The sequence below is a fragment of the Streptomyces zaehneri genome (assembly GCF_032248645.1).
In the GTDB taxonomy this organism is placed as follows: Bacteria; Actinomycetota; Actinomycetes; order Streptomycetales; family Streptomycetaceae; genus Streptomyces; species Streptomyces coriariae.
In genome coordinates this window covers 39,124-52,098 of sequence record NZ_JASTTJ010000006.1, presented here as the reverse complement: position 1 = coordinate 52,098, position 12,975 = coordinate 39,124, and the positions used below count along the sequence as shown (strand labels likewise).

Genomic DNA, 12,975 nt, shown 5'->3' with positions numbered 1-12,975 from the left:
ACAGACGCGTCGACTGATGGAACCGCTCCCACTGGTGTCTCGAAGCTAGCGCCAAGTGTCGGCAAAGAACAGAGGCGTCACTGACTTTCCCTCAACGTCCCTCGTCGAATCTTTTCGACTCTTCAAGCATCTTGACCGCTCCCACCCCCATCCCCACTATGGGAGCGCTCCCACTGGTTCAAGGCTTGTTGCTCCTCCCCCACTTCTCCGAGCCGCAAGGAGGAACCAGCACCATGGATCCCTCACGCAGACGCCGCGGGGCGCGGCGCCTGTGGACCGCCGCGCTGGCGGCCCTCGCGCTTCCCCTCGCCATGCTGAGCACGAGCACGACTCCCGCCCAGGCGGCGGCACTTCAGTGCAGCGTGGACTACAAGACCAACGACTGGGGTTCCGGCTTCACCGCGGACCTCACCCTCACCAACCGGGGCACCGACCCGATCAGCGGCTGGGCCCTGACGTACTCCTACGCGGGCAACCAGAAGCTGACGAACGGATGGAACGGCAGCTGGTCGCAGTCCGGTCAGCAGATCACGGTGAACAACGCCTCCTACAACGGGACGATCGCCGCCGGAGCCGCCGTCAGCACGGGTGGGCAGTTCACCTACAGCGGGACGAACGCCGCTCCCGCGAGCTTCGCGGTCAACGGCACCACGTGCGCCGGCGCGCACCAGCCGCCGGTCACCGTGCTGACCAGCCCGACCGCCGGCGCGGTCTACACGCAGGGGGACGCGGTGCCGCTCGCGGCGACCGCCGCGGCCGCCGACAGTGCGACCATCAGCAAGATCGAGTTCTACGACGACACGACCCTGCTGGGCACGGACACCAGCTCGCCGTACACCCTGTCCGCCTCCGGGTTGTCCGTGGGCAGCCATTCCCTGGTCGCCAAGGCGTACGACAGCCTGGGCGCTTCGGCGTCGTCGACGCCGGTCGGCATCACGGTCGCCTCGGGGCCGGCCGTGGTCGCCTCGACCAATCAACTCGCCGTACAACAGGGCAAGACGGGCACCTACTCGCTGAAGCTGTCGACCCAGCCGTCGGCCAACGTGACCGTCACGACCGCTCGCACCACCGGCAACACGGGCCTGACGGTGACGGGCGGCGCGAGCCTGACCTTCACGCCGTCCAACTGGAACGCCGCCCAGAACGTGACCATCACGGCCAACGCCTCGGGCACGGGCGCCGCGACCTTCGAGTCGACGGCCACCGGGCACGCGAAGGCCTCGGTCACGGCCACCGAGATCGCCGGCACCAAGGCGTACGACGCCCGGTTCCTCGACCTCTACGGCAAGATCACCAACCCGGCAAACGGTTACTTCTCCCCCGAGGGCATCCCGTACCACTCGGTCGAGACACTGATCGTCGAGGCCCCGGACCAGGGGCACGAGACCACCTCCGAGGCCTACAGCTACCTTCTCTGGCTGCAGGCGATGTACGGGAAGATCACCGGCGACTGGACCAAGTTCAACGGCGCCTGGGACATCATGGAGAAGTACATGATCCCCACCCACGCCGACCAGCCGACCAACTCGTTCTACAACGCCTCCAAGCCGGCGACGTACGCGCCCGAGCTGGACACTCCGAACGAGTATCCGGCGAAGCTGGACACCGGTGTGTCCGTGGGATCGGATCCCATAGCCGGCGAGCTGAAGACCGCATACGGTACGGACGACGTCTACGGTATGCACTGGCTTCAGGACGTCGACAACACCTACGGCTACGGCAACGCGCCCGGTAAGTGCGAGGCCGGCCCGACCGACACCGGACCGTCGTACATCAACACCTTCCAGCGCGGCTCGCAGGAGTCGGTGTGGGAGACGGTGCCGCAGCCGACCTGTGACGCCTTCAAGTACGGCGGCACGAACGGGTATCTGGACCTGTTCACCGGCGACGCCTCGTACGCCAAGCAGTGGAAGTTCACCAACGCCCCCGACGCCGACGCGCGGGCCGTGCAGGCCGCGTACTGGGCGGACGTCTGGGCCGGGGCGCAGGGCAAGGGCAGTGACGTCTCCGCGACCGTCGGCAAGGCCGCGAAGATGGGCGACTACCTGCGCTACTCGATGTACGACAAGTACTTCAAGAAGATCGGCAACTGCGTCGGACCGACCGCCTGCGCGGCCGGCACCGGCAAGGACGCCTCGCACTACCTGATGTCCTGGTACTACGCCTGGGGCGGCGCCACGGACACCAGCGCCGGCTGGGCCTGGCGCATCGGGTCCAGTCACACCCACGGCGGCTACCAGAACCCGCTGGCCGCCTACGCGCTGAGCAGTTACGCCGACCTGAAGCCCAAGTCGGCCACGGGCCAGGCGGACTGGGCGAAGTCGTTGTCCCGGCAGCTGGAGTTCTACCGCTGGCTGCAGTCCAGCGAAGGCGCCATCGCGGGCGGGGCGACGAACAGCTGGGCGGGCCGCTACGCGGCTCCCCCGACCGGCACGTCGACCTTCTACGGCATGTACTACGACCAGCAGCCCGTGTACCACGACCCGCCGTCCAACCAGTGGTTCGGCTTCCAGGCGTGGTCCATGGAGCGGGTCGCCGAGTACTACCAGCAGACGGGGAACGCGAGCGCCAAGGCGGTCCTCGACAAGTGGGTCGACTGGGCGCTGTCCAAGACCACGATCAACCCGGACGGCAGCTTCCTGATCCCCTCCACGCTCCAGTGGTCGGGCCAGCCCGACACCTGGAACGCGTCAAGTCCCGGCGCCAACACGGGACTTCACGTCACCGTCGCCGACTACACCAACGACGTCGGCGTGGCCGCCGCGTACGCCAAGACCCTGACGTACTACGCCGCCAAGTCCGGTGACACGGAGGCGAAGACGACCGCGAAGGCCCTCCTGGACGGTATGTGGGCCAACAACCAGGACGCCCTCGGCGTCGCGGTGCCGGAGACCCGCGCCGACTACAACCGCTTCGACGACGGCGTGTACGTCCCGAGCACCTTCAGCGGCAAGATGCCCAACGGCGACGCGATCAACTCCTCCTCGACCTTCGCCTCGCTGCGGTCCTTCTACAAGAACGACCCTGCCTGGTCGAAGATCGAGAGCTATCTCGCGGGCGGAGCCGCGCCCGTGTTCACGTACCACCGCTTCTGGGCCCAGGCGGACATCGCCCTGGCCATGGGCTCGTACGCGGAGCTTCTCGAATAGTCCCCCGCTGAGCGCGCCGCGGGTCGGACGGTGTTCGTCCGCGGGCCGGATGTGGCCGGTCACGCGGCTCTCCGCGCCCCCTGGTCGCCCCTTCGGGGCCAAGGGGCGCGGGGTGGCACCGCCCGTCGGCGCGGTCGCTCGAGGTTTCGCGTACGTGGCCCCGCCACCTGACGGCGGGGCCCAGGCCGGGCGGCCTCCCACCGCACAGGGGGCCGCCCGGCAGTCGCACGTCCCCCATCCCCCGCACACATGGCTTCGCGAGGAAGGACCCCACCGTGCGAAGAACCGGCATCCTGATGGCCGTGTCGGCGCTCGCCGCCGGCCTGATCGCGGGCAGTCCGCCCGTACTGGCCGCGGACGGCAGCCCGCAGACGACACTGGCCGCAGAGTCGTACACGTGGAAGAACGCCCCGATCGACGGCGGCGGCTTCGTGCCCGGCATCGTCTTCAACCGCAAGGAGAAGAACCTCGCCTACGCCCGCACCGACATCGGCGGCGCGTACCGCTGGCAGGAGTCGGGCAAGACCTGGACGCCGCTGCTGGACTCGGTCGGCTGGGCGGACTGGGGACACACGGGCGTGGTGAGCCTGGCCTCCGACTCCGTCGACCCCGACAAGGTGTACGCGGCGGTCGGCACCTACACCAACAGCTGGGATCCGGGCAACGGGGCCGTGCTGCGCTCCGCCGACCGGGGCGCGAGCTGGCAGAAGACGGACCTGCCCTACAAGCTGGGCGGCAACATGCCCGGCCGCGGCATGGGCGAGCGCCTGGCGGTCGACCCGAACAAGAACAGCGTGCTGTATCTGGGCGCGCCGAGCGGTAAGGGCCTGTGGCGGTCGACGGACTCGGGAGTCACCTGGTCGCAGGTGACGAACTTCCCCAATGTCGGCAACTACCAGCAGGATCCGACCGACACCAGCGGGTACGCCTCCGACAACCAGGGCATCGTCTGGGTCACCTTCGACGAGTCCACGGGGACGTCCGGCACCGCGACGAAGACGATCTACGTCGGCGTGGCGGACAAGGACAACGCCGTGTACCGGTCGACGGACGCGGGCGCGACCTGGACACGACTGGCCGGACAGCCGACGGGATACCTGGCACACAAGGGTGTACTGGATACCGTCAACGGCTATCTGTATATCGCATACAGCGACAAGGGCGGGCCGTACGACGGCGGCAAGGGCCGGCTGTGGAGATACGCGACGGCGACCGGGACCTGGACGGACATCAGTCCGGTGGCCGAGGCCGACACGTACTACGGCTTCAGCGGGCTGACGATCGACCGGCAGAAGCCCGGCACCGTCATGGCCACCGCCTACAGTTCCTGGTGGCCGGACACCCAGATCTTCCGCTCTACGGACAGCGGTGGCACCTGGACGAAGGCGTGGGACTACACGTCGTATCCCAACCGTGCGAACCGGTACACGATGGATGTCTCGTCGTCGCCGTGGCTGACCTGGGGCGCCAACCCGTCGCCGCCGGAGCAGACGCCCAAACTAGGCTGGATGACCGAGGCGCTGGAGATCGACCCGTTCAACTCCAACCGCATGATGTACGGCACGGGGGCGACGGTCTACGGCACGGAGAACCTGGCCAACTGGGACAGCGGGGGCCAGTTCACCATCAGGCCGATGGTGCAGGGGCTGGAGGAGACGGCGGTCCTGGACATCGCCTCGCCGCCGTCCGGCGCTCCGCTGCTCAGCGCGCTGGGCGACATCGGCGGCTTCCGCCACACGGACCTGACGAAGGTGCCGTCGATGATGTTCACCTCCCCGAACTTCACGTCCACGACGAGCCTGGACTACGCCGAGACGAACCCGAACACCGTGGTGCGCGTCGGTAACCTGGACTCGGGTCCGCACGTGGCGTTCTCGACGGACAACGGCGCCAACTGGTTCGCGGGGACGGACCCTTCGGGGGTCAGCGGTGGCGGAACGGTCGCCGCGGCGGCGGACGGCAGCCGCTTCGTCTGGAGTCCGGCGGGCGCAGGTGTGCAGTACACCGCCGGTTTCGGCACTTCGTGGCAGGCGTCGAGCGGGATCCCGGCCGACGCGATCGTGGAGTCCGACCGGGTCGACCCCAAGACCTTCTACGGATTCAAATCGGGCAAGTTCTACGTGAGTTCGGACGGCGGAGCGACCTTCACCGGGTCCGCGGCGACCGGTCTGCCCAGTGGGGACAGCGTGCGGTTCAAGGCGCTGCCGGGTACGAAGGGCGATGTCTGGCTGGCGGGCGGGGCGAGCGACGGAGCGTACGGGCTGTGGCACTCCACGGACTCCGGCGCGACCTTCACCAAGCTGCCGGGTGTCGAGCAGGCCGACACGATCGGGTTCGGCAAGGCGGCGACGGGCGCGTCGTACCAGACCCTCTACACCAGCGCGAAGATCGCCGGAGTGCGTGGCATCTTCCGCTCGACGGACAAGGGCGTGACCTGGACCCGCGTCAACGACGACGCCCACCAGTGGGGCTGGACGGGCGGGGCGATCACGGGTGACCCGAGGGTGTACGGGCGGGTCTACGTCTCGACCAACGGCCGGGGTGTCGTCTACGGCGACACCTCCGACACCGGCGGGGGTACGGATCCCACGGACCCGACAGATCCCACCGACCCCCCACCGACCGGCGCCTGCGCGGTGACGTACACCATCACCAACCAGTGGTCGGGGGGCTTCCAGGCGGATGTCAAGCTCGCCAACACGGGCACGAGCGCCTGGTCCGGCTGGAGCCTCGACTGGGCTTTCCCCAACGGCCAGACCGTCTCACAACTGTGGAACGCCGACTACACGCAGTCGGGTTCGACGGTGACGGCGAGGAACGTCGGCTGGAACGCCAACGTGGCTGCGGGCTCGTCCGTCGGCTTCGGCTTCACGGGCAGTTGGTCGGGATCGAACACGAAGCCGACCGCGTTCAAGCTGGGGGATCAGAGCTGCGCGGTGGTGTGAGCCGGCGGACGTCAACCGGATGATCTCGTTCAGCACCACGGCCCGGGTTCTCGCTCATACGATCGATCCTGCCTCCGCCCGGGAGGCAGGAGAGTTGGGGGAGACATGGGAGTGTCCAGACGTGCCCTGCTGGGCTGTTCGGGCTCGGCGGCGGCAGGCACGGTCCTCGCTTCCGCCGGTTCGGTCCAGGCGGAGGAGACCCGAGCCGCCGAACAGACCTCCGAGTCGTCCCCGGCGTGGATCACCGACACGCCGTTCCGTGGTGTCACCCCGCCGGGCCCCGAAGAGGGGACCGTCACCGTGACCTTCACCATCGACGTGATGTCCTCGCCGACGGCGCAGAACGTTACGCCGCTGGACGTCGCCAACGCCATCAACGAGCTGCTCACCTCTCGTGGATGGCCCGCCATGCAGTTCCACGGGGCAGTGCACACGGCCCTGAACTGACCGGCCCACGAACGCGAGGAGGCCCCGCCCACCAGGGCGGGGCCTCCTCGCGTTCGGATCAGGGGTTGTACACAGCCGGCCTGGGTGCGGTCGCCATCCCGTCGCCGAGGAAGTAGCTCGGGTGCGGGGGTTGGTTGTAGGCGGTGTTCTGCCAGGCCAGGCCGGTGCGGTACATCGTGTCGTGGAGCAGGGTCGTGATGCGTGTCGTCGTCTCGTACGGCGTCGAGTAGATACGCAGGGCCGTGTTGTCGCTGGTCGGCCAGACGACCTCCTCGCGCCAGTCGCCGAGGATGTCGCCGGACAGCGACGGGGTCGCCTTGGTGCTGTTGTTGGAGTGGACGCCCGAGCCGGTCAGCAGGCGGGTGTCCGAGGACGTGCCGTACTTGTCGATGTGGGTGCCGTCGAGGAGTTCGCGGACGGGGTCGGCGTCCCACCAGGAGAGGAAGTTCACGGAGGACGGTTCCCGGCCCTTGGTCGCGCCCGCCTCGTCACGGATCGAGGTGTCGGAGGCCGACCAGACCTCGGCACCGTCGTTGCCCGCCCAGATGTCACCGGCGACTCCGCGGCCGTTGTCGCAGCAGGCGGCCAGCTTCCAGTCGACGGTGCCGTTCGCCGGGTTGATGTACAGCTCGGCGGGCTGGCCGGTCGACTCCGAGACCTTGAAGTACTCGAGGCCGGCGTGCGAGGGGTCGAGGTCGCCGAGGTGCTGGGCGTCGCCGTGGCCCGTCTTCGTGGTCCACAGACCGTTTCCGTTGTCGTCGACCGCCATCGCGCCGTAGACGATCTCGTCCTTGCCGTCGCCGTCGACGTCCCCGACGGAGAGGCTGTGCGAGCCCTGGCCGTCGTAGCCCTTGCCGGTGTTGGTGGAGGAACTGCTGTCGAAGGTCCAGCGACGGGTGAAGGCGCCGTTCCGCCAGTCCCAGGCGGCGATCACGGTACGCGTGTAGTAACCGCGTGCCATGATCAGCGAGGGGCGGGAACCGTCCAGGTAAGCGGTTCCCGCGAGAAAGCGGTCGACGCGGTTGCCGTACGAGTCGCCCCAGGACGAGACCGTGCCGCGGGCCGGGACGTAGTCGACGGAACTCATCGCCCTGCCGGTCTGGCCGTTGAACATGGTCAGGTACTCGGGACCGGACAGCACATAGCCGCTGGAGTTGCGGTAGTCGGCGGAGGAACTGCCGATCACCACGCCCGTGCCGTCCACCGTCGCGTCGGCGGTCTTCATGGCGATCTCGGCCTTGCCGTCGCCGTCGTAGTCGTACACCTGGAACTGTGTGTAGTGCGCGCCGGAACGGATGTTGCGGCCGAGGTCGACGCGCCACAGGCGGGTGCCGTCGAGCTTGACGCCGTCGACGATCGTGTTGCCGGTGTAGCCCGACTGGGAGTTGTCCTTCGCGTTGGTCGGCTGCCACTTCAGGACGATGTCCAGGGCGCCGTCGCCGTCCAGGTCGCCGATGGACGCGTCGTTGGCCTCGTAGGTGTAGGCGACGCCGTCGGGGGTCGTGCCGCCGGCCGGCGGGGTGATGGGGACGTCCTTGTAGCCGGTGCGGAACTGGATCGCGTGGACGGAGTCGGCCTGTTCGACGCCGTTCACGATCGCGCGGACCGTGTAGTCGGCCTGCGACGGGGCGCCGGAGTGGAAGTAGTTCGTGGAGCCGGTGACCGGGGTCGAGTTGACCTTGGCGCCGGCCCGGTAGACGTTGAAGGAGACGCTGTCGGGGTCGGTGCCGAGCCAGCGCCAGCTGACCAGGTTGCCGCTGTCGGTGTGCACGCTGACGACGCCCCGGTCGAGTGCCTCCACCTGGCGGGCCGTGGCGGCCTCGGCCGTGCCGGCGCCGAGTGTGGTCAGTCCGGCGCCGACCAGGGCCGTGGTGGGGACCAGTGCGGACAGGACGACCCTTCGTCTGCGGCGCCTGCGCACAGGGGGATCCACGGGCGGACGGGGCTCCGGGTGCGGAGAGGAAGACGGGTGCGGATGCGGGTGCTGCACGAGACGTACCTCCAGGGAGGGACGGATGGGTTCCGTCTCTCAGTTGCCGCCGTCCACAGGCGAGTTGCCGTACATCGCGGCCAGTTCTGCCACCGTCCGGGCGATCCGCTCACGTAGTTCCGTCGGCTGGAGCACCTCGATGTCCGCGCCCAGCCGCAGGAATTCGTCGTGGGCGTGCTCGACGGACTCGATCGGGACCCTGGCCACCGTCCAGCCGTCCGCCCCGGCGGGTGCGTCGAGCCGCGCCGCACGGGCGAGGGCCACGCCCGGGGCCAGTCGCACCACCGCCTCCGCCCCGTCCCGGTACAACCGCTCGTGGAAGCCCTGCTGGTACGCCGTCCAGTGGGCGGCCAGGTCGAAGCCGTCCGGACGGGTGAACACCTCTTCGGAGACGGTGAGTTCGAGGATCTGGTCGACGCGGAAGGTGCGCGGTCCCGGGCCGGCGACGACGTACCAGCGTCCCGCCTTCAGGACCAGGCCGTAGGGCTCGAGCCGGCGCTCGACATCGGTGGGCTCACGCCAGCGGCGGTATACGGTATGCAGGATCCTGCTGTTCCATACCGCGTCGGCGACCGCCGCCAGATACGGCGTCTCGTCCGCCCCCGCGTCCGGGTACCAGCCGGGAGCGTCCAGGTGGAAACGGCCGCTGATCCGGTCCGCGTGCGCCCGCAGTTGCGGCGGCAGCGCGGCGCGGACCTTCAGCTGCGCGGCGGCCAGGACCGGACCGAGGCCCAGCTGGGCGGCGGGACCGGGGACACCGGCCAGGAAGAGGGCCTCCGCCTCGTCGGCGGTCAGTCCCGTCAGACGGGTGCGGTAGCCGTCGAGCAGGCGGTAGCCGCCGGCATGCCCGGCGTCGCCGTACAGCGGGACACCCGCCGCGCCCAGTGCCTCCACATCCCGGTAGACGGTACGCACCGACACCTCCAGCTCCTGCGCGAGCTGGGCGGCGGTCATCCGGCCCCGGGTCTGGAGCAGCAGCAGGATCGCCACGAGTCGGCTGGACTTCACTGACACATGGTGTCAGTGAAGCGGTCCTAGCGTGCTGCCCATGACCTCCGTTTCCCATGTTTCCCGCGATTCCCGTCCCCTCGCCCCCGCGCCATCCCCATCCCCCTCCCCCACCCCTCCCTTCGCGGAGAAGCTGCTCACGGTGCCGCCGCCGATCGAGGTGGCGGGGCGGTGGATCAAGCGTTACCACGTCACCTCCGACCCGGCGGGCATCGCGCCCGAGGTGGAGAGCGCCGCCTACGCGATCCTTCCCGAGCTGCTCCCGGCGCCGGACGGGACGCCGCCCGCCACCTTCGTCGTACTGCACCGGGGCGGCGACGACGGCGCCTACCTCAACGTCTACAGCTGGGTGTGGGACAACGTCCTGCACTTCCGGGGCGCGGCCGCGGGCCAGCCGGTGCTCGGTTGCCCGGACGACGACCCGGCCCACTTCGTGACGACCGACCGGCCCTGGATCGGCTGCGTCTGGGAACTGCCGCCGATCCTGCACGAGCGGGACGCGTGGGTACGGCACGTGCTTGACCGCCGCACACCCGAAGTCCCCGACCTCGACGCCTACTTGACCGATTCCCTGCCCGAGGGAACGACGGGGGACCGCGCATGAGCGGCCCGCACGACTTCGACTTCCTCCACGGCGCGTGGGAGGTCCGCCACCGTCGGCGCACCGAGTTCCTCGACCCCGGCAGCGACTGGGAGGAGTTCTCGTCCACGGCCCACTGCCGGCCGCTGTTCGACGGGGCCGCGAACATCGACGAGATCGACATGCCGCACCTCGGAGCGAAGGGGCTGACGCTGAGGCTCTTCGACCGGGTGAGCGGCCGGTGGTCGCTGAACTGGTCGTCCAGCCGGAGCGGCAGGCTGTTCCCGCCGATGATCGGCGGCTTCGGCGACGCCGGCGAACACCGCGGCGGCCGTCGCGACCGAGGTGAGTTCTACGGCGACGACACGCACGACGGCAAGGACGTGCGGGCCCGGTTCGTCTGGTCCGGGGTGTGCGACAGGTCCGCCCGCTGGGAGCAGGCCTTCTCGCTGGACGGCGGGGTGACCTGGCTGACCAACTGGGTCATGGACTTCAGCCGTCCGGAAGCGGACCGGGAACCGGTTTCCGAAACGCCCTCAGCGTGAACGCGGGGTCCGGGCGGGGCCGGTCCTGGTCGGGCAGGGCCGCGAGGCGGGCGGCGAACCCGTCGGCCAGGGGGTGACCGGGCGGCAGGGTGACGAACCAGCCGCGGCGCAGGTCCGCGATGGCCCGGCGCGGGCTGCGGCCCTGACCCCGCCCGGCGAAACGGGCCTGCCCGGCCGGGACCAGGCCGGCTTCGACGGCGTAGGACGCCACCTGCGCCGTGGTGTCGGAGGCCGGGCGGTGCGGGCGCGAGGACAGCACGACATCGATGTCGCTGCCCACGTTGTGGGAGGTGCCCTTGTCGACGGTGGTGACGTACACCCCGCCGGGCCGCAGCACCCGGGCGCACTCGGCGACGATCCGCCGCGCGTCCGTGGCATCCTCGACGAGGTGCAGCAGCCACACGCTGCTCACGGCGTCGAACTCCCCGTCCCGGAAGGGGAGTCGGCGGCCGTCGGCGAGGACGACCGCTCCGGGCAACCGGGCGGCGGCGTGGCCGACCATGGCCGGCGCCCGGTCCAGGCCCGTCACCCGCAGGCCGGGGCGCCCGGCCGCGAGGCGCCGGGTGACGATGCCCGTGCCGCAGGCCACGTCCAGCAGGCTGCGCGCGCCGGCCGGTACGAGGCCGAGGACGCCCTCCGCGGCGGCCGCCGCTCTGGGCTCGCCGCCGCGCCAGGCGTCGTAGCGTTCGGCTTCCTCGTCGTAGTCCAGCACCCGCGCTCCCCGTTCCGTGACCACCGACCACCGCGCCCCTGCTCGTACGGTCCCGCGCCGCCCGCCACGCCCGCATCGTCCCGTCCGTCGCACGGGTCAACGCGGGTCGGCGCGGTCGGCGCGGGTCAGCGCGCTCCGTGCGCGGGGGCCACGGCCTCCACCCGGCGGGCGAGTTCGACGTCGAGGTCGGTGACGGAGCCGCCCGCGCTGTGGGTGTTCACGGCGAGGGACACCGTGTTGTAGCCGAGGGTGAGCTCCGAGTGGTGGCCGAGCTCGTCCTGGATCCGCGCGACATGGAGGACCAGGGCGGCCGCGGCGAAATGGGAGTCGAGCCGGTAGGCGCGGGTGAGGCGGTCGCCGTCCAGGGACCAGCCGGGCAGCTCGGACAGCCGGTCCTCGATCTCCTTCTGCGACAGCGGTTCGACGGCCATGGCACGGCTCCCTTGATGTCGCGTACCTGTCCAGCGTGCCACAGGAAGGCCGTGACGGCCCTGGTCACAGGAGCGGCTCTCGGCTCAGTCGCGCAGGCATTCGGCCGCCAGGTCGTCCGCCAGCGCGGCGATCACGGCCCGGCCCTCCACCTGTTCCAGCCACTCGTGCGGCAGCCCGGCGTCGCCGTGCCGCGCGCCGAGGATGTTGCCGCAGATCGACCCCGTGGAATCGCTGTCGCCGGAGTGGTTCACGGACAGCAGCAGGGCGTCCTCCACCCCGTGCGTGACCAGCGCCGCGTAGACCCCGATGGCGAGGGCCTCCTCGGCGACCCAGCCGGCGCCGAGCCGCTCGACCTTCTCGGGGCTCGGATCGCCCTCGGCGGCCAGGTCGAGGGCCTGGTTCAGGGCGGCCGAGGTCTCCTCGTGGCCGCGGTGGCGGCCGAGGAGGCGCAGGGCGCGCAGCGTGGCGCCCTCGACGGACTCCCCCCGCGTCAGGTACGCCACGATCGCGGCCAGGGCTCCGGCGGCGTAGTAGCCGGTCGGGTGGCCGTGGGTCGTCTGGGCGCAGCGGGCGGCCATGCCGAAGGCGAGGTCGGCAAAGGGGTGGGCCAGACCGAACGGCGCCGAGCGCATCACGGTGCCGCAGCCCTTGGAGCCGGGGTTGACCGGCCCGGGCGCACCGCTCAGCTCGGCCCACGGGTCGGGAACGTGGCTCTGGGCGAGCCCGGACAGGCAGGCGTTGCCGGGGGCGCGGCGGGCGTACAGCCAGCGCTCGGCGAGGAGGCCGCCGGTGACCCCGTCGGCCGGCCCCGGCCGCTGCTGGGTCTCGAGCCAGCGGTCGTACGCCTGGCGCACCAGGGCGGTCTCCGCCCCGCCGATCCCCTTGAGCCGGGCCCTCCTGGCCGCCGCACGAAGGCCCTCGACGGTGAACAGGGTCATCTGGGTGTCGTCGCTGACGCGGCCGACCACACCCTCGGCGTCGGGCACGAGCCGGGTCAGGCCCCTCGGTCCGTGGGCCGCGCGGATCTGATCGAGGGAGGAGAACTCGACCGTGTAGCCGAGGGCGTCGCCGAGCGCCCCGCCGAGGAGGCAGCCCCGTACCCGTGCGCGGTACACCGCCGTCGACTCCAGGGAAGACTTCCGCCGGTCGTTCATCCAAGCGCTCCTC

General features: G+C 70.4%; 10 protein-coding genes. 5 read left to right on the top strand and 5 right to left on the bottom strand.

Annotation, left to right across the window (positions count from 1 at the left end; genetic code table 11):
- Positions 1-233: 233 nt before the first annotated feature.
- The 3 genes from QQM72_RS12130 to QQM72_RS12120 all read left to right on the top strand — a co-directional run bounded on the left by QQM72_RS12130 (position 234) and on the right by QQM72_RS12120 (position 6,541).
- Positions 234-3,149: a glycoside hydrolase family 48 protein gene (locus tag QQM72_RS12130; RefSeq protein WP_314220857.1), complete on the top strand. Its 2,916-nt coding sequence runs from the start codon at positions 234-236 to the stop codon at positions 3,147-3,149.
- A gap of 275 nt (positions 3,150-3,424) precedes the next feature.
- Entirely contained in the window at positions 3,425-6,094 is a 2,670-nt protein-coding gene (locus tag QQM72_RS12125; protein ID WP_314220856.1) for a cellulose binding domain-containing protein, read from the top strand.
- A gap of 111 nt (positions 6,095-6,205) precedes the next feature.
- Positions 6,206-6,541 carry a hypothetical protein gene (locus tag QQM72_RS12120; protein WP_314220855.1) on the top strand — a complete coding sequence of 112 codons (336 nt, stop codon included), beginning with the start codon at positions 6,206-6,208 and terminating at the stop codon, positions 6,539-6,541.
- Positions 6,542-6,599: 58 nt separating this feature from the next.
- Here QQM72_RS12120 and QQM72_RS12115 read toward each other — a convergent pair whose 3' ends face one another.
- Together QQM72_RS12115 and QQM72_RS12110 are read right to left on the bottom strand one after the other, a co-directional pair.
- Positions 6,600-8,531, bottom strand: a complete 1,932-nt coding sequence (locus tag QQM72_RS12115; RefSeq protein WP_399076906.1) for a rhamnogalacturonan lyase — start codon at positions 8,529-8,531, stop codon at positions 6,600-6,602.
- Positions 8,532-8,570: 39 nt separating this feature from the next.
- A complete protein-coding gene (locus QQM72_RS12110; protein ID WP_314220853.1) occupies positions 8,571-9,539 on the bottom strand; it encodes a helix-turn-helix transcriptional regulator in 969 nt (322 codons plus the stop codon).
- Between the two features lie 142 nt (positions 9,540-9,681).
- Between QQM72_RS12110 and QQM72_RS12105 the strand changes: the two genes are divergently transcribed.
- Both QQM72_RS12105 and QQM72_RS12100 read left to right on the top strand, forming a co-directional pair.
- Complete coding sequence (locus QQM72_RS12105; protein ID WP_314221083.1) at positions 9,682-10,143, top strand: hypothetical protein; 462 nt, start codon at positions 9,682-9,684, stop codon at positions 10,141-10,143.
- Positions 10,140-10,664: a hypothetical protein gene (locus QQM72_RS12100; RefSeq protein ID WP_314220852.1), complete on the top strand. Its 525-nt coding sequence runs from the start codon at positions 10,140-10,142 to the stop codon at positions 10,662-10,664. Before QQM72_RS12105 ends, QQM72_RS12100 begins: the two co-directional genes overlap by 4 nt.
- Here the strand turns inward: QQM72_RS12100 and QQM72_RS12095 are convergent.
- From QQM72_RS12095 to QQM72_RS12085, 3 genes are all read right to left on the bottom strand, one after another.
- Positions 10,612-11,376: a class I SAM-dependent methyltransferase gene (locus tag QQM72_RS12095; RefSeq protein WP_314220851.1), complete on the bottom strand. Its 765-nt coding sequence runs from the start codon at positions 11,374-11,376 to the stop codon at positions 10,612-10,614. The two genes, QQM72_RS12100 and QQM72_RS12095, sit on opposite strands and share 53 nt — an antisense overlap.
- A gap of 125 nt (positions 11,377-11,501) precedes the next feature.
- Positions 11,502-11,807 (bottom strand): 4a-hydroxytetrahydrobiopterin dehydratase, encoded by a 306-nt coding sequence (locus QQM72_RS12090; protein ID WP_314220850.1) that lies wholly within the window; start codon positions 11,805-11,807, stop codon positions 11,502-11,504.
- A gap of 84 nt (positions 11,808-11,891) precedes the next feature.
- Entirely contained in the window at positions 11,892-12,962 is a 1,071-nt protein-coding gene (locus QQM72_RS12085) for an ADP-ribosylglycohydrolase family protein (protein ID WP_314220849.1), read from the bottom strand.
- Between the last annotated feature and the right edge of the window lie 13 nt (positions 12,963-12,975).

Coding starts and splice junctions, on each gene's coding strand:
- QQM72_RS12130 (WP_314220857.1), top strand. CDS start 234: ATGGATCCCTCACGCAGACGCCGCGGGGCGCGGCGCCTGTGGACCGCC.
- QQM72_RS12090 (WP_314220850.1), bottom strand. CDS start 11,807: ATGGCCGTCGAACCGCTGTCGCAGAAGGAGATCGAGGACCGGCTGTCC.
- QQM72_RS12085 (WP_314220849.1), bottom strand. CDS start 12,962: ATGAACGACCGGCGGAAGTCTTCCCTGGAGTCGACGGCGGTGTACCGC.
- QQM72_RS12100 (WP_314220852.1), top strand. CDS start 10,140: ATGAGCGGCCCGCACGACTTCGACTTCCTCCACGGCGCGTGGGAGGTC.